Origin of the sequence: uncultured Friedmanniella sp., assembly GCF_964244285.1 — a bacterium.
GTDB lineage: Bacteria > Actinomycetota > Actinomycetes > Propionibacteriales > Propionibacteriaceae > Microlunatus.
Window position 1 is genome coordinate 1 of record NZ_CAXTHT010000007.1, and the last position, 21,042, is coordinate 21,042.

The window sequence follows — 21,042 nt, forward strand, 5'->3', positions numbered from 1 at the left end:
AGAGTGTCAAGGATCAAGCGGAGTAGGTCCGTCAAGGATCACCCGAAGCTGAACATCAGCTCCCCGGCTTGGCTTGCTCCCTTAGCCTCTCGATGGACGCTCGATCGAGGTCCTCACGGCAGCGGCGGATGGGGAGACCTGAGATGGCGTCACGGCCCCGACCGATCCGGACCCGGCGGGCGGCGGCTCAGCTGGGAGCGCAGCTGGCGGCCACGCGGGAGCAGCAGCGGCTCAGCGTGGACCAGCTGGCCGAGCGGGCCAGCATCACGCGGGGGACGTTGCGGCGGGTGGAGAACGGCGATCCCGCCGTCGGGCTGGCCGCGTTTCTCACCGTGGTCAAGGCCCTCGGACAGTTGGACGCCCTGATGGCGGCTCTCGCACCCCCCGAGGACGACGAAGGCTGAGCCCAGCCCGTCAGCGGGCCAGCAGGTCGACCAGGAACGTCACGGCGGCCGGGTAGGCGTCCTGGCGGTTGGCCCGCTTGGCCAGGCCGTGGCCCTCGTCTGCGTACACCTTGAGCACGTGGGGGACGCCACGGGCGGCGAGCGCCTCGACGATCTGCTCGGCCTCGGACAGGGGCACCCGCGGGTCGTTGGCGCCGTGGATCACGAACAGGGGCGCCCGGAGCTGGTCCAGGTAGGTGATCGGGGACGCGCGGACCAGCAGCTCCCGGTCGTGTTCGAGGCTGCCGTACTCCCGCTCGCGGTAGGCCCGGCGGTAGGCCGAGGTGTTCTCCAGGAAGGTGACCAGAGACGAGATGCCGACGATGTCGACGGCCGCGGCCCAGCGCTCGGGCTGCATGGTCACCCCGGCCAGCACCATGTAGCCGCCGTACGAGCCGCCCCACAACGCTGCGCGCTCGGGATCGAGACCCTGGCTGGGCAGCCAGTCGTGCAGCGCGGCGAGGTCGGCCACCGAGTCCAGCCGGAGGTCGACGTCGTCCAGGCTGTACCAGCGCTTGCCGTAGCCCGTGGAGCCGCGGACGTTCGGCACCAGCACCGTGAGCCCGCAGCCCACCAGCGCCTGCACCACGGGAGAGAAGGTCAGGTCGGCCGCCGACTCGGGTCCGCCGTGCACCAGCACCACCGACGCCCCGGCCAGCGCGGGCACCGGTACCGACGGGGCGTAGACGAAACAGGGCACCTGCTCCCCGTCCGGGGTGGGAACCCGGTGGATAGACGGCTCGACCAGCCGCGCCGCCAGGTCAACGGGCCTCCCCTCCCGGCTGTCGGCCACCAGGGTGGCGCGACCCTTGGCCGCGTCCACCGAGTAGAGCGAGCCCGGCGCCGTCGGCTGGGAGACGGTGAGCACGAACCGCGACGAGTCGGCCGCCCAGACCACGTCGGCCACCGCCCGCCCCCACTGCGCGCCCTTCTCCGCCGGGACGGCAGAGCGCAGCCGCCCGTCCGCCTCAAGCACCGCCAGCTCCACCCCACCGTCGACCAGCCGGCCCACCACCAGGGCGCTGCCGTCCGGTGAGGGCCACGCCGCCAGGTCATGCGCCTCGTCGGCGACCAAGGTCGTCCGGCCGGTGTCGTCGAAGCCAGGGCCGTCGAGGCCCACCCGCATCACCGCATCGAACTCGCGGCCCGAGTTCGAGGTCAGCACCAACGCCTCGTCGTCGGGCGCCCAGCCCACGGCATGGTTCCGGGCGTGGTCGTCGGGATCGGTGACCTGGTTGCCGGCGGCGGCCCTTGGTCCCGCCAGAACCACCAGCGTGGACGCCGGACGGAGGCTCAGCGCCGTCACCGCCACCGAGGTGCCGTCGTGGGAGACGTGGGTGTCCGCGACGTAGCCGCCGCCGTCCCACAGGACCTCCTCCGCACCGGTGGCCCAGTCGCGCACCACCACGTCCATGTCCACGCCGTTGCGGCGGTTGGTGCCGTAGACCAGCCGCTGGTCGTCGACGTCGCCGATGACGTGCAGGTAGGCCGGGTCGCGCACCAACGGCTCCAGCCCGTCGAGGGTGACCGGAGTGGTCGCACCTGTGCTGAGGTCCAGCAGCGAGAGCTGCATCAGCTCGTCACCGCCGTTGTCGTGCTGGACGACCACCTGCCGGCGGCCGGGGCGGTAGCGGCCGACGCAGCGCGAGGGCAGGTCGGTGAGCGGGGTCCGGGTGCCGTCCGGGTCGATCTCGACCAGCTGGACGCTGCCCAGCTCGTCGTGCCCGGCGAGCACGCGCCCCTCGGCGTCGATGTCGAACGCCGACCACGTGCGCAGGTCCAGCAGAGCACCCACTACCGCGCTGACATCCACCCCGCCGAGTCCGGACCGGTCCGACGGGTTGGGGGTCGGTGCGCTCACCCGGTCAACCTAGCCCGCGTCGACAGACCGACCGCCTGGCAGCAGAGTCGCCCGCACCCCGGGCGGTGAAGCTAGCTGAGGTCAGCCGGTACCTCAGCGCGGAAGCGGTGGAGCTGGTCGAGGATGAATCCCAGGTCCGGCACGCCCCCGTGGTCGCGGTTCATGAAGTCGATGACCAGCTCGTCGACGCCCGCCGCGCGGTACTGAAGCATCTTGGCGGCGATCGCGTCCGGACGGCCGACGAGGCCCGGCACGCCGCCGGCCGCCTCACTCGGGTCGACGATGCGGAAGTCGGTGCGCACGCTGATGCGGAAGCCGGGTCGGGCGCTCTGGGCCCGGGTGGCGGCCACGTAGGAGGGCAGCTCGTCGGGTTCGAGCCAGACCCCGTGCCAGCCGTCACCCAGCCGGGCGGCGCGCCGCAGGGCTGACGGGGCGTGACCGCCGACCAGGATCGGCAGCGGCGACTCGACGGGCGGGGCGAACGGCAGCCCGACGAGAGCGGGCGGGACGAGCGTCGCATCGGCGTCGCCGGCCAGCAGGCTCCGCAGCACGGCGACGGAGCGGTCCATCACCTGACCGCGTCCCTCGAAGTCGGCGCCCATCAGCTCGAACTCCTCGGCGATCCAGCCCACGCCGACGCCCAGCTGCAAGCGCCCGCCGCTCAGGGCGTGCAGGGTCGACGCCTGCTTGGCCAGCAGGACCGGCTCGTGCAGCGGCAGGATGAGGACGGACGTGCCCAAACGGACCCGTTCGGTCGCCGCGGCGACGTAGGCCAGGGTGGTCAGGCTGTCGAGGGTGTCGCCGTACGGGTCGAACATCTCGGCGGGCACCACGACGTGCTCGGAGGTCCAGACGGAGTCGAAGCCGAGCTCCTCGGCCGCTCGGGCCAGCGTCAGCATCGACGCGGCCGACCGGTGACGACCGAGGTTGGGCAGGGCGAGGCCGAGTTCCACCGGAGACCTCCTCATCCGCCGATCGGGTACCCCGACGCTAGCGATCTCGCGCAGCCACCGCTACCGATCGCCGCACTGGGTCTGCCTCGCCGCCTGCCCGATCGGACCTGGCGGCCGACCGGTCCGCGCGCGACCCTGGACCCGGAGGGTGCGGTGGGTTGGCCCACGCAGGGGATCGAGCCGGCGTCAGCGACGACGCCGGCTCGGGCACGCCCCCGACCGCCCGTCCGACGCCCGAAAGCTCCGCCCGCGACACCCGCCGAGCAGGTACTGGAGTGGCAACGGACGGCGGGTAACCGCGCGACCGTGGCCCGGTTGGCGGCGCGCGAGGGCCCGTCGACGAGACCAGGGAGTACGACCTCAGGGAACGAGGTCGTCCAGCGGGAACCGCTGCCTCAGCTGGTGCTGTCCGCGGAGCCGGGGACCGAGGTCCTTCCCGGACCCTTCCCGCCGGGCACGGTGCGCGAGTCCGGGGGCCTCACGGTGACCCAGACCGACGCCCAGCACGTCGAGATCAGCTACGGCGAGTCGTGGGTGCGGCTGGCGAGCCCGGTCGGCGGGGTCTACGCGTTCTCGGTGGGGCCGCCGATTGCTGGTCCCCCGCAGGCCGCCCCTGCCCTCGGGCCGCTGATCCCGAAGCCCGACCCCGACACCAAGCCGGTGCTGCCGCAGCGGCTGGTCCGGGTGACGGCGACGGACCAGATCGTCGAACAGCACCAGGACGAGAACGCCCGGATCGCGCCGCTGGCCGTGCAGAGCCGGCTCGCCTCGGCGGCCGGGGTCGCCGAGGCCCATCCCGAGATCGGGGACCTCGACATCCTGGAGAGCGCCGAGGCCGACCACGCGCAGCTGCAGCTGGAGGAGACCCTGGTCCGGGTCGAGGCGGCGCCCGGCAAGGAGGGCGGCTTCGCCTACTGGATCGACCCGGAGTGGACCGGCGCCCAGTCCGACGAGCGCCGGGTGACGGTCGTGGCCGCGCCCGGCGTCCGCGTCAGAACCGGCGCCCCGGCGCACGCGCCGGTCATCACCTACGGCCGCCGGCTCACCACCGAGGTCGTCCGGGTCCCGCACCCCGGCCTCGTCCCCGCCCAGGGCAGCCGGATCGAGCTCAGCGACTTCGTCGGTGTGGAGACCATCGGCGATCGCCCGGACCAGGGCCTGCCGATCTCGACCGTCGGCCCCATGGACCCGGCCGCCGAGTCCAGCGACACCGTCCACATCGGCACCGGCCGGTCGGGGGTGACCATCGAGCACCCGTGGAGCGAGGCCCGGGTCACCGTGGCGCCGACCGACCCCGAGGTCGGGGCCGCCTACGCCTGGCAGGTGCTGCCGCCGGTCAACGGATCGCCGGGTGAGATCCGGGTGGTGGTCGGCCCCGGGGTCCGCGTCGACGTGGCCGAGCCGGTACCGGTCCGGCTGCGCTCCTCCGACGGCTCGGCCATCAGCCCGAAGCCGAGCGAGGCGGGCCCTGGCGACGGCCTGCGCGACCAGGCGTTCGAGCTGACGCTGGTCGAGGTCGCTGAGGTCGCCTCCGTGCCGGCGCAGGGCACGCCGCTGAACCTGGAGCACCTGCGCGGGCTCGGCCGGACCCGCGCGCCCGACGGGCACGTCTGGCTGGGCACCTCCGACGCCGCCACCCGGCTGGCCACCTCGCTCGTCGACGCCGCGATCGGCTTCATCCCCGTCCTCGGCCAGCTCTACACAATCGGTGAGTTCGCCTACGCCGCGTCGACGGGTGAGGACTTCTGGGGCAACGAGATCGACGACGCCGGGCTCGTGGTGATGGGCTTCGGAGCTGCCCTGAGCGTGATCCCGCTGGTCGGCGGCATCCGGGCCCTGGTCACCGGGAGCCGCGAGCTGGCCAAGGTCGCCGAGCTGGCCGCGCGCTGGGGGCTGCGGGCCGAGGAGCTCGAGGCGCTCCTCGTCCGGGTCGGCAGCGCTGCCGAGGGGGCCGACGCCACTCTGGTGCAGAAGGCCGTCCGGGCGCTGCAGAAGGGCGGCTCGCTGACCGAGCAGGAGGTGGACGGGCTGCGGCGCATCCTCGGCCGCGTCGGCGCGGGCAGCGTCGCACTGGAGGGCCTCACCCTCTCCGCGACCGGCACGCTCGAGCTGGCCCTGGCCACCGGCGGCACCCCGCTGCGCAGCGAGACCTACCTCTCCCAGCTGCTCAGCGCCTACCGGACCACCGGCGCCGTCCCGGACGAGCTGGTCCGACCGCTCGCGGTCTCGGGGCACTTCGGCAACGCCGAGGAGGCCGAGCTGGCCGTGCAGCAGGCCCTGCGCGACCTGGCCCGGAGCGAAGGCGTGGCGGCCGACGAGACGATGATCGCCGCCGCCGCACGTAGCTCGGGAGAGGCGGTCGCCCGCGTCCAGACCGCCGCCACCGAGGTGGTGCCGTCCCAGACCAGGACGACGCAGGTCGCCCAGCCCCAGCTGCTCGCCGAGTACGAGCGGCTGGTGGACCAGAAGCTGCCCGCGGTGATCCAGGACGCTCTCGCCCGCCAGCGGACGACTCCGACCCGGGTCCGACTGGCCCAGCTGCGGACCCAGTTCGACCAGCTGCGCACCCAGGTCGGCGACGCCCGGACGCTCACCAACGCCCAACGCGACGCGGCCAACGACCTGCTGCGCGAGGCCCGCGACCTGAGCGAGGCGGACTTCAACAACCTGCGCGACGCCGTCTGGCGCCGGCTGCGGAACCCTCGGCGGCATCCCGACCTGGCCGCTCTCGAGCGCCGGATGCGGACGGCCGGCAACCTCGACGCGACCACCACCGGCGCACCCCGGCTGCGCACCGCCACCCCCGACGGCATCGCGTACGACTCGATGAACCTCGAGCACCGCATCCGACGCTCCGACAACCCCTGGCGCTACAACGACCCGACCAACCTGATCGCCGCCGACGGGCCGCAGAACCAGCAGTACCTGGAGGGGATCCGCCAGCAGGGCAGTATCTGGCCGACGGACGCCGTCGAGGAGTTCGTCGTCCGGTTCGGGCTGAACGACCAGGGCATCAACTTCGCGCCCCGCTCGCGCTGAGCGTCATCGAGGCAGTCGGCTCACCAGCGCGGCCAGTGCTCCGGCCGCGGCGGCCGCCAGCCCCATCAGCAGGAACACCCGGACCGAACCGCGGACCGGCTGCCGGGTGACCGGCAGGCCGCCGAGCAGAGCGGCCGCGTCGACGATCTCCTCCAGCGTGGCGGTCATGGCGTGCGGCATGACGAGCAGGCTCGTCCCGTAACGGCGGATCCGTGTCGCCCGACCCCAGGTGTAGCGACGACGCCCGTAGGTCGGCGGGTCGGGCAGTTCGACGCCCGGCCGCGGGACGAAGGCCAGGACCGGGTAGCGCTTCGACCCGAGAAACCAGCCCGGACGCATCGGGGCGACGACCACCTCGGCCAGGTCGGACCACGGCACCACGTCGTAGCCGCGCACCGTCACGCCGGCCACGCCCAAACGCAGCACCACCCCAGCCGTGCGGCTGCGGACCAGGCCCCTGATGGCCAAGGGGACGATGACGGCGAACTCGACTCCACCGACGGTCGCCAGCCATCCCGGGATAAGCCCTGTGATGCCCGCAACGACGAACGCCACAGCGAATAGGCCGAGGATGAGAACCGGCCTCGTCTGGCGACGAGGACTGTAAGCCACCTCCAACGGCGCGGCTGCGCCCAGGTCGGGCTGGTCAGGTCGCGGCGTCACCTCAGGCATCATGCCAACCCGCTCCGTCCACCACTGCTGCCTCCCGAAAGTGCTCGTGCCTCCCGTCGAGCGGATGCAGGACCACCTTCAGGAGGCAACGTGCCGAGCGCGGCGGTCGGCGCGGTCCGAACGGTCCCGGCGCAGCAGGGCGACGGCGGCGACCAGCGCGGGCAACGTCATCACCAGGTCGAAGGCCCAGAGGGAGGAGACGGTCGAGTTGTTCATCAGATGCACCAGGATCCCGGCGAGGAGGATGTTGCCCCCGGTCCGCAGGTAGAGCCAGGTCATGATCAGTGACGAGAGCACCGTCCCCAGGATCAGCCAGAGGACGCCCATCCGCTCGTCGTGCTGGAAGGTGCCGCTGATCAGGAAGGCCGGCAGGTGCCAGGCGCCCCAGACCAGGCCGAGCACGGCAGCCGAGCCAAGACGGCCGAGCCGTCCGCGCACCAGCCGGGGCAGGGCGTAGCCGCGCCAACCCAGCTCCTCACCGAGTGGTCCGGCGTCCAGCAGCAGGGTCGCCAGCAGCATGGCCGGGGCGAGGTACCAGCTGTGCAGCGGGGTCGGCGGGATTCCGCTGAGCAGCAGGGGGCCGAGCGGACGCTCGGTCACGATCTCCTCGAGCAGCCGGGCCAGCAGGTCCGCGAAGGGCCAGGCCAGCAGCACCAGGGCGTACCAGCCCGGCGACACCCGCCGGCGCAGCAGCCGTGAGGCCAGTTCCTCCAGTCCCGACCGGCCGGTCCGGACGGCCGTCAGCACGACTGCGCTGAGCGAGGGGGCGTAGACGGCCAGGTAGTACAGCGGGCTGCTCGTCCCGAACTCGCCCGTCACCGCCTCGACCTGGGGTCGCGCCAGCAGCACCAGGGCCGCGACGCCCCAGGTGAGCCCGAAGGTCAGCCCGAAGAACCAGCTCAGGTCGTGACGGCGAGCCGGCACCTCGGCCACGGCCCTCGTCTCGGAGGAGGCGGGTGGTGTCGCTGCTGAGGGAAGGGCCTGGGTCAGGGGCGGGTGGACGGTCATGGCGGCTCTCAATTCGGCGATGGTGCGCTACCTCGTCGAGGCCTTCGCCAGGCTCGGGGCACGGGAACCATCCTGGGCGGGGGGGGCGGGCGGGTCACTGGTGCTGACGGCCGGATCGGGGGTGCGGCCAGCCCCACCGAGGATCGGGAGCGACGACACCGCCGACGGTGGAAGAGGAAGCGCCTTCTGCGCGTTGCCTCAGGCGAGTCCGACCGAAGCCGTCCCCAGCCGCACCGAGGAGCCCCTGCGATGTCCGTCCCGACCTCCCCGCTGAGCGCCGAGCCCGCGGCGCCGGCCTCGGTGCCGGAGTCGTTCCGCCAGACCATGGCCTGCGTGGTGACCCCGGTCGCGGTGGTCACCACCGTGCTCGGCGGCCGAGCGCACGGCACCACCGTCAGCGCCTGGGTGTCGCTGTCGATGACACCGCCGATGATCCTGGTCTCACTCGACCAGCGGTCGCGGCTGCTCGGCCAGCTGCGCGAGAGCCGCCGCTTCGGGCTCAACATCCTCAGCGCCGACCAGGCCGGGCTCGCTGAGACCTTCGCCAGCAAGGACCAGGACAAGTTCGGCCTGCTGGACTGGCACTACGACGCCGGGCTGCCGCGGCTCGGCGGACTGGCCGGCTGGGTGGCCTGCGACGTCGCGGAGTTCGTCACCGGAGGCGACCACGTCGTCGCGCTGGGCACGGTCGTGGCCGCGGAACCGGGCGACGCCGAACCCCTGAGCTACCACGCCCGCCGCTTCGGCACCCACACCCCGTTCCCGGTCCTCGACGGCCGCTGAGCCCGTCCGGCCCCGACTCCCCGCCTGACGCTCCACCGGGAACCGATCCGTCGTCGCGGCCCCGCGATCGCGCTGACAGGTGCGACACTGACCCGGTGAACGGTCCCCCCGCCGCACAGGAGCGCAAGGCGACCGCTGGTCCGGCCTACCGGATCGCGGCCTTGGCGGCGCGCGCCATCGGCGTCCAGGACGGGACGTTCGTCCTCGTCGACGGCCACCTGCAGGGCGTGCTGGCCAGCACCCGCTCCCCGACCGAGCCCGACGGCGTGGCGGAGACGCTCAGCGAACTCGTGGCCACCCGGGCCCGGCCGCTGGTGGTCGAGGATCTCGCGACCTCTGACGAGTCGGCGCTCACCGGCACCGAGGCCTCCGGAGCGTTCCTCGGCGTCCCGATGACCGGCCCGGCCGGCGTGGTCGTCGGCGTGCTCCACGTGAGCTCGCCCGCCCCCCGGTCCTTCACCGTCGACGACGTCGAGCTGCTGAGCGACCTCGCCGCCATCGCGGGCGACCAGCTGGACCTGACCCGGCGCGCGAACGAGCTGGAGGCCCCGAGCGAGCGGGGCGCGGCCGCCCTGGTGCACGCGATCGGTCGGGGCGAGATCGTGCCCTGGTACCAGCCGATCGTCGACCTGGCCACCGGTCAGGTCATCGCGGTCGAGGCGCTGGCGCGCTGGGAGAACCCGTCAGGCTCGGTCGACGACCCGGCCGTCTTCATCCCGCTCGCCGAGCGCTCGCACCTGATCACCGACCTCGACCGGGTGGTGATCGGCCAGTCGCTGGTCGACCTCAGCCGGTGGCGGGCTCAACACCCGGGGCTGCGGCTCAGCGTCAACCTGTCCGGTCGGCACCTCGACTCCGACGACTGGGTCGCCGTCGTCCAACACCAGGTGGCCCAGGCCGGCGTCGAGCCCAGCGCGGTCACGCTCGAGCTGACCGAGACGGCCCGGCCGGCCGGTCCGGGACTCAGCGTGGAACGCATCACCCAGGCGCGGGCTGCTGGCTTCCAGGTCTGGTTCGACGATTTCGGCTCGGGCTGGGCGGCGCTGCAGGAACTGCTGTCCTTTCCCCTCGACGGGATCAAGATCGACCGCTCGTTCGCCGCCGAGCTCGGCCGGCACGTGGACGACACCATCGTCCGGGCGATGGCCCAGACCGCCGGCGAGCTGGGGCTGAAGGTCACGATGGAGGGCGTCGAGACGATCGAGCAGGCCACGATCGCCCGCGAGCTCGGCTGCCACTACGGCCAGGGTTACCTGTGGTCGCGCCCTGTTCCGGCGCTGCGGGTGGACCGGATGCTGGCCACCGCCGACGGCCAGCTCCCCCGACTGGGCTGAGGTCCACCGACCTCCTCCGCGCCCCGGACGCCCGACGCTGGACCTCGAGCGCGCCGGTCAGGACGGCAGCGGTGACATCCGGGCGATCCGCTCCGCCACCTCGGCGGCGGTGAACGGGCCCCCGAAGCAGCTGCCCTCCATCACCTCGCACCCCAACCCGGACAGCATGGCGCGGTGCTCGTCGTCGGTCACGCCGGTGACCACCAGCGGCAGGCCGAAGTTCTGGACGCCCTGGACCATCAGCTGCAGCAGCCCGGCCCCGGACGGGCTGCGCCAGTCCAGGAACCCGCCGTCCAGCTTGACCACGTCGATGGGCAGCCGTTGCAGCCGCCGGACGGAGCTGTAGCCGGTGCCGAAGTCCTGGAGCCCGACCCGCACCCCCAGCTCGCGGATCCGGTCCAGGTTGCCGAAGCCGACCGGGTCGTCGATGAAGGTCGTGTCGGTGATCTCGACGGTCAGCTGTCCGGGGGCGATGGCAGACTCCTCGACGGCTCGCCGGACGTCGTCCAGGACGCGGACCCGGGCGAGGTGGCGGGCCGAGACGTACACCCCCAGCCCCAGCCGGGTCGCGCTCAGCCCGTTCCAGACCGCGAGCTGCCGCGTGGCCTGCCCGAGCACCCAGGTGTCGAGGTCGAACGCCAGGTCGGACAGCTCGGCGACGGCTCGGAGCTGCTCCCCGGTCACGGGCCCGACCCCCGGCCGGTCCCAGTCCAGCACGGCCTGGTACCCCAGGACCGTGCCGTCGCCGACCTCGACGACCGGGTCGTACCGCAGGGTCAGCGCGTCCTCGGCGAGGGCCCGGCGCAGCGCGCGCTCGAGGTCGGAGCGCTCCTGCAGCTCGCGGCGGAGAGCGTCGCCGAAGACCTCCACCCGGCCCCGGCCGAGGTTCTTCGCCCGGTACGCGGCGGTGTCGGCCTCGTTGAGCAATGTCTCCGCATCGGTCCCGCCGTCCTGGCTGATGGCCACCCCGACGCTCGCGCCCACCCGCACCGGGTGCCCGTGGCTCAGCGTGACGGCGGCCGACACCTCCCCGATCAGCCGTTCGGCCACCGTGACGGCCGACCCGGTCTCGACCAGCGGCTCGAGCAGCACGACAAACTCGTCGCCGCCGAGCCGACCGACCATGTCCCCCTCCCGGAGCACCGCGCGCATCCGGGCCGCGACGGCCTGCAGCACCTCGTCGCCGGCGCGGTGACCGTAGCTGTCGTTGACCCCCTTGAAGCCGTCCAGGTCGACGAAGAGCAGCCCGACCAGGGCGCCGTCGCGCTGGGCGCGCGCCAGCGAGGCGCTGACCAGCTCCAGCCCCTGGGCCCGGTTGGGCAGTCCGGTCAACGAGTCGTGCGAGGCCTGGTACGCGAGGGCGGCCTGGGCCTGCTCCCGCTCGGCCTGCGCCGCGGCGATCTGCCGGACGACGATCGTCATCCGCAGCACGACCAGCCCGAACATCGCTGCCGAGGCCAGTGCGATCGGCCAGACGCTGATCGGCCGGTGCCGCAGGTGCTCCCCCACCAGCACCCCGGGTGGAACCAGCATCACCAGGATCGTCGCGGCCACCCGGGAGCGGCGCAGCTGCCCCTGCTCGGCCCGCACGGGGATGGACAGCTCGTACAGCGACGGGTGCAGCAGCGCGGCGCCGAGCAGGACGTAGGACGCGAGCCAGAGGTGGTCCAGGGCGCCGGTGCTGTCGAAGGTCATCTTGTCCAGCGCGGTGGCGCCCACGTCCGCCGTGACCACGAGGCTGAGCGCGACGACCAGCAGCTTGAGGGCCGGCGTCCGCGAGCCCGGGGTGGTGATGAGGGCCACCAGGATCGTGATGATCAGGATGTCGAGCTGCGGGTAGGCGCCGGACACGACCAGGGCCAGGACCGGGTGGCCACCCGTCACGGGGGCCGGCGACCCGATGACCACCATGGTCAGCAGCGCGAGCCCGATCAGGACGGTGAGCGCGTCCAGCAGGCCCTCCAGGTCGCGCCGCGGGCGCCGCCCACGGGTCAGCATCAGGAGGGCCACCGCGAGCACCGGGTAGGCAACGAGGTAGAACGCGTCCGCCACCGTCGGGAAGTAGTCGGTCGAGCTGACCGCCGCCAGCACGCCGCCGACGGCGTCGCCCAGCACCCACAGCACCTGGCTGGCCAGCAGCACCAGCCACGGAGCCCGGCGGACGGGCCGGCGCAGGTGGATGCCGAGGGCCATGGCCCCGACGCCGAGCGCCCCGACGGCCACGTAGTAGACCGTCGTCGCGGTCCCGCGGGGCACCCAGTGGTAGGCGATGACCAGCGCCGCGCCGCCGAGCAGGAAGACCCACCAGGCTTGGGGGAGCCGGACGGGCGGCGCCGCGGTGCCGCTGGTCCCGGCCGCGCTGGTCACGGGGACGCTCTCCACTGCCGGACCGGACAGCTGCCGACCAGCACCGCGAGAGCGTGCACCAGGGTCCTCTTCCTGTGTCCAGACCCCGAGTCCGTTCAGCGCGAAGTCTACCGGCGGACTTAGGCGCGGTAGCGGATCCGGACCGCTCCGGTTCCCACCCTCAGCCCGGCAGGAGGAGACTGACGTGGGTGAGCGTGAGTGTGTTCGACCTGTTCAGCATCGGCATCGGCCCTTCGAGCTCGCACACGGTCGGCCCGATGCGGGCGGCCGGCCGCTTCGTCGCCCAGCTGGCTGAGGAGGCTCTGCTGGACCAGGCGACGCGGGTCAGCGCGCAGCTCTTCGGCTCGCTGGGGGCGACCGGGCACGGTCACGGCAGCTACGACGCGGTGATCTGGGGACTGGAGGGCGAGGACCCGGAGACCGTCGACACCGCCGCCGGCCGGCTCCGGTCCGCGGAGGTCCGGCGGACCGGTCGGCTCCGCGTCCTGGGCCGCCACGAGATCGACTTCGACCCCGACACCGACCTGGTGCTGCACCGGCGGCGTGCGCTCCCCTTCCACCCGAACGGGATGACCTGCACCGCCTACCTCGGCGACCGGGTGCTCCTCGAGCGCACCTACTACTCCATCGGCGGCGGCTTCGTGCTGGAGGACGACGGCTCGGGCCAGCCGACCCTGCGGCCCGACCCGACCCCAGTGCCGCACCCCTTCCGCACCGCCGCCCAGCTGCTGGAGCAGTGCCGAGCGTCCGGACTCTCGGTCAGCGGGGTGATGCTGGCCAACGAGTGCGCCCGGCGCCCCGAGGCCGACGTCCGGGCCGGCCTGCTGGAGATCTGGGCCGTGATGGCTGGGTGCGTCCGGGCCGGCAGTGCGGCGCACGGGGTACTGCCCGGCGGGCTGAAGGTCCGGCGGCGCGCCGCCGAGCTGTACGACCGGCTACTGGTCGAGGCCGAACCGGTGGCGACGGGCGACGTCCTCCTCCCGCCCGGGCCGGTCGACCCGCTGAGCGCGCTGGACTGGGTGAGCCTGTGGGCGCTGGCGGTGAACGAGGAGAACGCCTCGGGCGGACGGGTGGTGACCGCCCCGACCAACGGTGCCGCCGGCATCATCCCGGCCGTCCTGCACTACGCCGTCCGCTTCGTCCCCGGGACCGACGACGACGGGATCGTCCGCTTCCTGCTGGCGGCCGGTGCGATCGGCGCGGTCTACCAGCAGACGGCGTCCATCTCCGGCGCCGAGGTGGGCTGCCAGGGCGAGGTGGGCACCGCCTGCTCGATGGCCGCGGCCGCCCTGACCGAGATCATGGGCGGCACCATCGAGCAGGTCGAGAACGCGGCCGAGATCGGGATGGAGCACCATCTCGGCCTGACCTGCGACCCCGTCGGCGGTCTGGTCCAGATCCCCTGCATCGAACGCAACGCCGTCGGCTCGGTCAAGGCCATCACCGCCGCCCGGCTCGCCCTGCGCGGCGACGGCCGGCACACCGTCAGCCTGGACAAGGTGATCAAGACCATGATGGAGACCGGCGCCGACATGAAGGTCAAGTACAAGGAGACCTCCCGCGGCGGTCTCGCGGTCAACATCGTCGAGTGCTGACCGACTCGTCAGAACTGGGTTGTCCTATGGGACAACTCAGTTCTGACAAGTCGGGGCTGGAACGATGGGCGAATGAAGCGCACGGTCACCTCCCACCTCGACCTCACCCTCTCCGGGCCGACGAAGCTGGTCTACAGCGTCGCGGTGGCGGCGCGGGCCCCGTTCGAGAGCGAGCTGTTGTCGATCGTGGCCGACGGCGAGGCCGTGGAGCCGCAGGAGATCGTGGACGCGAACGGCACCCGGCTGCACGTCCTGCAGACCTCGGCCCAGCTGGTCAGCCTGGACTACCGGGCCGTGGTGGACGGGCAGTTCGACGTCCCGGCCGTGGACGAGCTCGACCTGATCACCTACCTGCGACCCAGCCGCTACTGCGAGTCCGACAGCCTCGGGCCGACGGCGCTCAGCGAGTTCGCCGGGCTCACCGACCAGCCGCTGCTCGCCGCGGTCGGGGACTGGGTGGCCGGCCACATCACCTACGCGGCCGGCTCGAGCCTGCCCACCGACGGCGCCGTCCGGACCCTGCTCGGCCGCCAGGGCGTCTGCCGCGACTTCGCGCACCTCTCGATCGCCCTGCTGCGGGCGCTGAACGTGCCGGCCCGGATGGCCGCCGTCTTCGCCCCCGGGCTGAGCCCGATGGAGTACCACGCGGTCTGCGAGGCCTACGTCAACGGCGCCTGGTACGTCGTCGACGCCACCCACCTCGCGCCCCGGCAGAGCCTGCTCCGGGTGGCCACCGGGCGGGACGCCGCCGACACGGCGTTCCTCACCAACCTGGGCGGCAACGTCCAGCTCAGCGGCCTCGAGGTCACCGCCACGGTCGACGAGCTGCCCTGGGACGACGGCAGTCAGCTGCTGCAGCTCGTCTGACCGACGGCACTCCTGCCCGGCGGGCGTGGGGGTACGTGGGCGGGGGCACCGCTCGCGGCTGCGGCAGGAGAGCCAGTGTGACAGCGGCGCTGCTTGCTTTGATAACGGGAATCATATTCACTAGTGACCTCGACGCGGCCACCGAGGAGCACGTATGAAGCCAGGCATCCATCCCCCGTACCGACTGATCGTGTTCCGCGACCGCTCGGCCAGCCACCCCTGCTCCACGGGCCGGTCGAGGACGTGGGACACAGGCCGGGTGGAGCAGTTCCAGCGCCGCTCCGGCAACCGGGCGACGTCGTGACGAGCCCGGTGCCCGTCCTGCTGCTTGCCGCGGTCGACGACGTCGCCCGGCGGTCCGCCGCGCTGGGCCTGCTGCTCGACCTGCCGTCGGTGGTCGTCGTCACCCACGACCTCGTCGTCGGCCACGACGGCGGCGGGGCGGTGCGACGGACGATCACCGACCGCTCCGGGGTGCTGGCCGAGGAGACGACCCCGCTGGACCACGCCTGCCTCGCCTGCGCGGTGCGAGAAGACCTGCTGCCCACGCTGCAGATGCTCCTGAACCTGGACCGGTGGAGCACGGTGGCGGTGTCGCTGCCGCTCACCGCCGCGCCGGAGCCGGTCGCGTACGAGATCGGTCGGGCGATCGGCGACGGCTCGCTCCAGGGCGCCGTCCTCGCGTCGGTCGTCAGCCTCGTCGACCTGGCCACCTTCGAGGCCGACCTGCTGGGCGACGAGCTGCTCGACGAACGCGGGCTGGCCTTCGGCGACTACGACCGGCGGTCGGTGGGTGAGGCCGTCGCGGCGCAGGTGGAGTTCGCCGACGACGTGGTCACCGTCGACCGGGCCTCCGCTGCCGCCGAGACCCTGCTGGCGCACCTGGTGGCGCCCACCAGCCGGCTGCACGTCGGCTGGGACTCTGTCGCAGCCGACCACCTGGTCGGCGTCCGGCACGACACCGAGACGGCGCGCCGGCGGATGGACCCCCTGCAGGTGCAGCCCAGCAGCTGCCGGGACGAGCACGGGATCTGGACGGTCGAGCTCAGCGCCCACCAACCGCTGGACCCGGGGCGGCTGCTGCGGCACGTCGAGGCGCTCGGCTCCGGCCGCGTCCGGGCCCGCGGTCACTTCTGGCTCGCGTCCCGACCCGACGTCGCCTGCGTCTGGGACGGCAGCGGCGGACAGCTCGCCATCGGCCACCTCGGCCCGTGGCGGCAACGCCGCCCGGGCAGCCGGATCGTGGTCACCGGCAGCGACCCGGACGACCGGAGACGGATCGTGGACACCTTTTCCCGAGTCCTGACGACGGCCGCAGATCTGTCGACCGCCTGGGCCAGCCAGCTCGTCGACGACGGCTTCACCCCCTGGCTGGGGCCCCTCCCCACGAGGACGGCCGACCGGGAGACGGTCGAGGACCCCTCGCCCCGGCCGTCGACGGACTGACTCGTGGTGGGGAAGGAACGGCCCTTGCCGGACCGGTCAGCGGGTGCACCAGTCGGCGGCTGAGCCCGGTGCGACGAGCGGGTGCTCGTCCGTGCCGAGGTCGACGACGGTGGTGACACTGCCGACCGGATCCGGGTCGTCGGCGTAGGAGCCGGCCGTCTCGACCGATGCCGTCACGGCAACCAGCTGCTCGTTGGGTGAGAGGCACACCGCCTCGACGGTCGCTCCCGCAGGTGGGGTGTAGAGGAGGTGGGGCCGGCGGCGGGGGCCGAGGGTGACGGCGGACGAATGCAGGTCGCCGGCGCTGTAGCGGTTGAGGACGGCCACGAACCGGTCCCGCTCTCCGAGCGGGGTGATCCGCCGGGGCAGACCGCTGCCCAGCCGCAGGTCGAGCAGCGGCTCGGTCCGGCCCGTCGTCAGGTCGATCCGGGTGTACCGGTTCTGGGCGTCTCCGACGACCAGGGTCGCCCCCCGGCCGAGGCCGTGGATCTCCAGGTGGTCGCCCAGCGCCTTCGGGACTGCCCCGCGGACAGGGTCCAGGAGGAACATCCCGTTGTTCTGGTCCTGCACCACGACCGCAGACGTGCCCGGCACGAACGCCCAGTCCCGGACCTCGACAGGGAGGCCGCCGAGACCGGTGACGGTGAGCGGGCCGGTGCGGGAGCCGGTCTGGTAGAGCAGCAGGTGCACGGGGTTGGACGTCGTGCCCTCGGTCTCGGTCGTGACCACGAAGCCGAAGAGGCCAGCTGACCCGGAGGCCTTGAGCTGGCTCAGGTGCACACCGCTCAGCACCGTGTCGGAGGGGTGCGCGGGATCGAGCGGCCCGACCTGCAGGGTGTCCAGGCCGTCGGCGTCGGCGGTGACGACGGCGATGTCGGGGTCGGCGACGGCGTACTCCTGGATCCGGGGCAGCGTCCGGACCGGCTGGGGTGTCGTGACACCGGCGGTGACCCGCTCGATGGTGTCCGGCTGGTCGTCGGAGTCCTGCGCCCGGTGCAGCGTGTAGAGCGTCGCCGGCGGGGTGGTGAAGCCGTAGCGCAGCACCGAGGCCGCACCCGTGGCCCGACTCACCAGCGGCACCTCCACCTGGTAGGTCGTCGCGTAGGCGAGCGTCGTCTGGAGCTGCAGGTCGAGGGTGGACCCGTCGGTGCGGGCGACCACGGCGAGGTGGGGGAGGGTCGCGACCGCGTCGCTGGGCACGGGGTCGACGACCTGGTCGAGCTGCAGCACCAGGTGCTGTCCGGCCCGCTCGACGGCCGCATCGGGACTGACCTGAGCACGCACCAGTCGCGCACCCTGCACCGAGTTCGCGGCCGTGAGCCCGGCCACGACCAGCAGCAGGGCGACGACGACGACCAGGATGCCGTGGTGGAACCGCCGGACCGGGTCCGGCGGGGCGTCCGCCCCCGATCCGTCAGTAGACATAGGGCTGGGCCGGCTCGTCCACGACCGTGACGTCGGTCGGGGTGATGACCGTCGCGTAGCGACTGGTCCGGTCGGCGTTCGGGGTGAAGCTGCCCGTCACCCGCACCCAGTCCGAGGGCTGCATCTGGTCGCGCCACTGCCGACGGGCGACCGGCACCCCGACCGGTTGGGCGTCGACCGCGCAGCAGCTCACCATGAGCCGGGTCAGGTAGAACACGTCGGGGTCCCCGCGGTCGAGGACGTAGCCCGTGGCGTCAACGTGCTGGCCGACCACCGCGCGCGGTCCACCCTGCCGCAGCAGCGCGGCCCATTCCTTGACGGTGAAGGTGGACGAGTCGGCGCCCGTCAGGGTGGTCACGTCGGTCGACTCGAGGGCCTGACCGGAGGTGACCAGCTCCCGGCTCTGACGAGCGACCGAGGTGAGGCTGGCCGGCGGCACGACCAGCAGCACGAGGACCGCACCGAGCAGGACCGCGGCCCGCGCCAGTGCGGCCATCCGACCCCGCCACACCGGAGCCTGTGACTCCTGGTCCGGGTCCACGTCGTGCTCCCACCCGTGGCCGGCGTGGTCTGGATGTTCCTCGCGGCCGGCGATGATCGCCGCCACCATCACCCCACCGGCCAGCAGCGCCATGACCACCGTGAACGTGACGTACCGGGGGTGGATGTAGAGGGTGAGACGACCCTGGCCGGCCAGCACGAGGATGGCGACGACGCTCGTCAGGGTCAGCACCAGACCGGTCCACCGGGCGAGCAGACGTTCACAGCGCAAGGTTCACCGCCAGTCCCGCGGCGGCCACCAGCAGGGCGACCACCGCCGTGAGCTCGACCAGGGTCAGCCCGCGGAAGGTCGTCCGCAGCAGCGCGAGCATCTTCACGTCGATCATCGGGCCGAACAGCAGAAACGCCACGATGGCACCCGGGGTGAAGGTCGAGCCCAACGACAGGATGAAGAAGGCGTCGACGGTCGAGCAGATCGCGATCACGAAAGCCAGGACGATCAGCGCGACGACGGACCAGAGCGGGCTCTGACCCAGGACCAGGAGCAGGTTGCGGGGGACGAACACCTGGATGGCGCCGGCCGCCGCCGCACCGACGAACAGCGCGGGGAGCATGGTCGTGGTCTCGGCGAGGAACAGCTCGAGGGTCTGTCGCGGTCTGCCGGACTCCGCGCCGTGCCGATGAGTGCGGCAGCTGTCGGTGAAACGCCTGGTCAGCAGGTCCTCCGGGTGCGGGTGCCGGCTGAAGAGCCAGCCGACGAGGTTGGCGATGGCGAACCCGCCCACCACCCGCCAGACCAGGATGCCGTCGGAGAAGCCGAACGCCTGGTAGGTCACCACGATGGTGATCGGGTTCAGGATCGGGGCGGCGAGCAGGAAGGTGAGGACGTCGGGGACGGTGAGGCCGCGGACGAGGAGTCCGCGGGCCAGCGGGACGTTGCCGCACTCACACACCGGGAGCAGGACGCCGAGCAGCGACAGCCCAGCCCGACGCAGCGCCGGCGTCCGCGGCAGGACGCGGAAGATCACCTCCGACGGCAGCCAGATCTGGACCAGGGCCGAGACCGCGATCCCGACCACGACGAAGGGCAGCGACTCGACGACCACGCTGATGGCCAGCGTGAGGAAGTCCTGGGTCCGCGAGCCGAGCCCGACCCGGTCGGGTGCGATGACGCGCACCACGACCAGCAGGCCGAGGACGGCCGCGGCAGCCGTGGGCCGACCCCACCGTCGGCGCTTGGCCAGAACCGGTCCGGCACGCTCGGCGACGACCGTCATGACCGTCGGAGATGGGTCGAGACGGCCAACGCAGCTCCCAGGACGAGAACGAGGGGATCAGGGGGCGCGGATCCGCACTCCCGGGACACGGCGGGCCTCAGGGGGACTGCGGTCCCCCGACCCCGTGCTCCACCCTCGGTGTCGACGCTGCAGGAGAGCCTACTGGTGGTGCTGTTGCCCGGCCAGGTGCTCCGTGTCACACTGCGGAGGTTATTTCCACTACGGATCGTCGGGCACGTACCTGCCCGTGGAAAGGTTGTGTGGCATGGCCACCGTTTCATTCGATGACGCGACTCGCGTCTACCCGGGTGCTGATCACCCCTCCGTGGACAAGCTGAACCTGAACATCGGGGACGGGGAGTTCATGGTGCTCGTCGGCCCCTCCGGGTGCGGCAAGTCCACCTCGCTTCGCATGCTCGCCGGGCTCGAGGAGGTGAACGCGGGCGCCATCCACATCGGCGACCGTGACGTCACCGACCTGCCGCCCAAGGACCGCGACATCGCGATGGTCTTCCAGAACTACGCCCTGTACCCCCACATGACCGTGGGTGACAACATGGGCTTCGCGCTGAAGATGGCCGGGGTGTCCAAGACCGAGCGTCAGCAGCGTGTCTCCGAGGCCGCCAAGCTGCTGGGCCTGGAGGACTTCCTCAACCGCAAGCCCAAGGCGCTCTCCGGTGGCCAGCGTCAGCGCGTCGCCATGGGCCGCGCGATCGTCCGTTCGCCCCAGGTGTTCCTGATGGACGAGCCGCTGTCCAACCTGGACGCCAAGCTTCGGGTCTCCACCCGTACCCAGATCGCCGCGCTGCAGACCCGGCTCGGCGTCACCACCGTCTACGTGACCCACGACCAGGTCGAGGCCATGACGATGGGTGACCGGGTGGCGGTCATGAAGGACGGCATCCTGCAGCAGGTCGACAGCCCGCTGCGCCTGTACGACACCCCCAAGAACCTGTTCGTGGCCGGCTTCATCGGTTCGCCCGCCATGAACCTGATCGAGGGCACCGTCGTCGACGGTGGCATCAAGGTCGGCGACTACACCGTCCCGGTGCCGCGCGAGTGGCTGACCAAGGCCGCGGGTGAGGACAAGCTCACCCTGGGCATCCGGCCCGAGAACTTCTCGCTCTCCGAGACCGGCGAGGGCATCGGCATCGACGTCGCGGTGCTCGAGGAGCTCGGCGCCGACGCGTTCCTGTACGGCACCCTCTCGGGGCTGGACGAGGACGCGCGTCTCACCGCTCAGCAGATCGTCGCCCGCATCTCGTCCCGGCGCCCGCCGGCCCGCGGTTCGAGCGTCCGGCTGACGGCCGACCCGGAGCACTTCCACGTGTTCTCGACCAAGAGCGGTGACCGTCTCTCCTGAGTCGCACCGGTCGCGGTCGACCCGCGGCTGACCCACACCACAGGCCCCCGGCTTCTCGCCGGGGGCCTGTGGCGTTCCCGGGCCGACCTGTCCCGGAACCGGGAACCG

General features: G+C 72.6%; 16 protein-coding genes. 8 read left to right on the forward strand and 8 right to left on the reverse strand.

What is annotated here, in order from left to right:
- The first annotated feature begins 143 nt into the window (after positions 1–143).
- Positions 144–404 carry a helix-turn-helix domain-containing protein gene (locus ACFE7W_RS15855; protein ID WP_375425788.1) on the forward strand — a complete coding sequence of 87 codons (261 nt, stop codon included), beginning with the start codon at positions 144–146 and terminating at the stop codon, positions 402–404.
- 10 nt (positions 405–414) lie between these two features.
- Here ACFE7W_RS15855 and ACFE7W_RS15860 read toward each other — a convergent pair whose 3' ends face one another.
- Positions 415–2,304, reverse strand: a complete 1,890-nt coding sequence (locus ACFE7W_RS15860; protein ID WP_375425789.1) for a S9 family peptidase — start codon at positions 2,302–2,304, stop codon at positions 415–417.
- A 71-nt stretch (positions 2,305–2,375) separates the two neighbouring features.
- Positions 2,376–3,257 (reverse strand): LLM class flavin-dependent oxidoreductase, encoded by an 882-nt coding sequence (locus ACFE7W_RS15865; RefSeq protein WP_375425790.1) that lies wholly within the window; start codon positions 3,255–3,257, stop codon positions 2,376–2,378.
- A 402-nt stretch (positions 3,258–3,659) separates the two neighbouring features.
- Between ACFE7W_RS15865 and ACFE7W_RS15870 the strand changes: the two genes are divergently transcribed.
- The gene (locus tag ACFE7W_RS15870) at positions 3,660–6,296 is read left to right on the forward strand and encodes a hypothetical protein (protein ID WP_375425791.1); all 2,637 of its coding nucleotides are present in this window, start codon (positions 3,660–3,662) and stop codon (positions 6,294–6,296) included.
- A gap of 3 nt (positions 6,297–6,299) precedes the next feature.
- Here ACFE7W_RS15870 and ACFE7W_RS15875 read toward each other — a convergent pair whose 3' ends face one another.
- Together ACFE7W_RS15875 and ACFE7W_RS15880 are read right to left on the reverse strand one after the other, a co-directional pair.
- Positions 6,300–6,851 carry a hypothetical protein gene (locus tag ACFE7W_RS15875; RefSeq protein ID WP_375425792.1) on the reverse strand — a complete coding sequence of 184 codons (552 nt, stop codon included), beginning with the start codon at positions 6,849–6,851 and terminating at the stop codon, positions 6,300–6,302.
- Between the two features lie 195 nt (positions 6,852–7,046).
- Positions 7,047–7,901 carry a lysostaphin resistance A-like protein gene (locus ACFE7W_RS15880; RefSeq protein ID WP_375425793.1) on the reverse strand — a complete coding sequence of 285 codons (855 nt, stop codon included), beginning with the start codon at positions 7,899–7,901 and terminating at the stop codon, positions 7,047–7,049.
- A gap of 324 nt (positions 7,902–8,225) precedes the next feature.
- Between ACFE7W_RS15880 and ACFE7W_RS15885 the strand changes: the two genes are divergently transcribed.
- A complete protein-coding gene (locus ACFE7W_RS15885; RefSeq protein WP_375425794.1) occupies positions 8,226–8,759 on the forward strand; it encodes a flavin reductase family protein in 534 nt (177 codons plus the stop codon).
- A 95-nt stretch (positions 8,760–8,854) separates the two neighbouring features.
- The gene (locus ACFE7W_RS15890; protein WP_375425795.1) at positions 8,855–10,093 is read left to right on the forward strand and encodes an EAL domain-containing protein; all 1,239 of its coding nucleotides are present in this window, start codon (positions 8,855–8,857) and stop codon (positions 10,091–10,093) included.
- A gap of 57 nt (positions 10,094–10,150) precedes the next feature.
- Here ACFE7W_RS15890 and ACFE7W_RS15895 read toward each other — a convergent pair whose 3' ends face one another.
- A complete protein-coding gene (locus ACFE7W_RS15895) occupies positions 10,151–12,475 on the reverse strand; it encodes a putative bifunctional diguanylate cyclase/phosphodiesterase (protein WP_375425796.1) in 2,325 nt (774 codons plus the stop codon).
- A gap of 173 nt (positions 12,476–12,648) precedes the next feature.
- Here ACFE7W_RS15895 and ACFE7W_RS15900 point away from each other — a divergent pair, with 173 nt between their 5' ends.
- The 3 genes from ACFE7W_RS15900 to ACFE7W_RS15910 all read left to right on the forward strand — a co-directional run bounded on the left by ACFE7W_RS15900 (position 12,649) and on the right by ACFE7W_RS15910 (position 16,368).
- On the forward strand, positions 12,649–14,055 hold the full coding sequence (locus ACFE7W_RS15900; RefSeq protein ID WP_375425797.1) for an L-serine ammonia-lyase: 1,407 nt from the start codon (positions 12,649–12,651) through the stop codon (positions 14,053–14,055).
- A gap of 72 nt (positions 14,056–14,127) precedes the next feature.
- Entirely contained in the window at positions 14,128–14,922 is a 795-nt protein-coding gene (locus tag ACFE7W_RS15905; RefSeq protein ID WP_375425798.1) for a transglutaminase family protein, read from the forward strand.
- A gap of 312 nt (positions 14,923–15,234) precedes the next feature.
- Positions 15,235–16,368, forward strand: coding sequence for a CobW family GTP-binding protein (locus tag ACFE7W_RS15910; protein WP_375425799.1), 1,134 nt, complete (start codon positions 15,235–15,237; stop codon positions 16,366–16,368).
- Positions 16,369–16,404: 36 nt separating this feature from the next.
- Here ACFE7W_RS15910 and ACFE7W_RS15915 read toward each other — a convergent pair whose 3' ends face one another.
- The 3 genes from ACFE7W_RS15915 to ACFE7W_RS15925 are packed head-to-tail and all read right to left on the reverse strand — an operon-like array spanning position 16,405 to position 19,571.
- Positions 16,405–17,793, reverse strand: coding sequence for a hypothetical protein (locus ACFE7W_RS15915; protein WP_375425800.1), 1,389 nt, complete (start codon positions 17,791–17,793; stop codon positions 16,405–16,407).
- Positions 17,783–18,526, reverse strand: coding sequence for a TIGR03943 family putative permease subunit (locus ACFE7W_RS15920; protein WP_375425801.1), 744 nt, complete (start codon positions 18,524–18,526; stop codon positions 17,783–17,785). The genes ACFE7W_RS15915 and ACFE7W_RS15920 overlap by 11 nt, the downstream gene beginning before the upstream one ends.
- A 28-nt stretch (positions 18,527–18,554) precedes the next feature.
- Entirely contained in the window at positions 18,555–19,571 is a 1,017-nt protein-coding gene (locus tag ACFE7W_RS15925) for a permease (protein WP_375425802.1), read from the reverse strand.
- 265 nt (positions 19,572–19,836) lie between these two features.
- Between ACFE7W_RS15925 and ACFE7W_RS15930 the strand changes: the two genes are divergently transcribed.
- Positions 19,837–20,934 (forward strand): ABC transporter ATP-binding protein, encoded by a 1,098-nt coding sequence (locus ACFE7W_RS15930; RefSeq protein WP_375425803.1) that lies wholly within the window; start codon positions 19,837–19,839, stop codon positions 20,932–20,934.
- Positions 20,935–21,042: the final 108 nt, after the last annotated feature.

Coding starts and splice junctions, on each gene's coding strand:
- ACFE7W_RS15855 (WP_375425788.1), top strand. CDS start 144: ATGGCGTCACGGCCCCGACCGATCCGGACCCGGCGGGCGGCGGCTCAG.
- ACFE7W_RS15885 (WP_375425794.1), top strand. CDS start 8,226: ATGTCCGTCCCGACCTCCCCGCTGAGCGCCGAGCCCGCGGCGCCGGCC.
- ACFE7W_RS15905 (WP_375425798.1), top strand. CDS start 14,128: ATGAAGCGCACGGTCACCTCCCACCTCGACCTCACCCTCTCCGGGCCG.
- ACFE7W_RS15915 (WP_375425800.1), bottom strand. CDS start 17,793: ATGTCTACTGACGGATCGGGGGCGGACGCCCCGCCGGACCCGGTCCGG.
- ACFE7W_RS15925 (WP_375425802.1), bottom strand. CDS start 19,571: ATGACGGTCGTCGCCGAGCGTGCCGGACCGGTTCTGGCCAAGCGCCGA.
- ACFE7W_RS15930 (WP_375425803.1), top strand. CDS start 19,837: ATGGCCACCGTTTCATTCGATGACGCGACTCGCGTCTACCCGGGTGCT.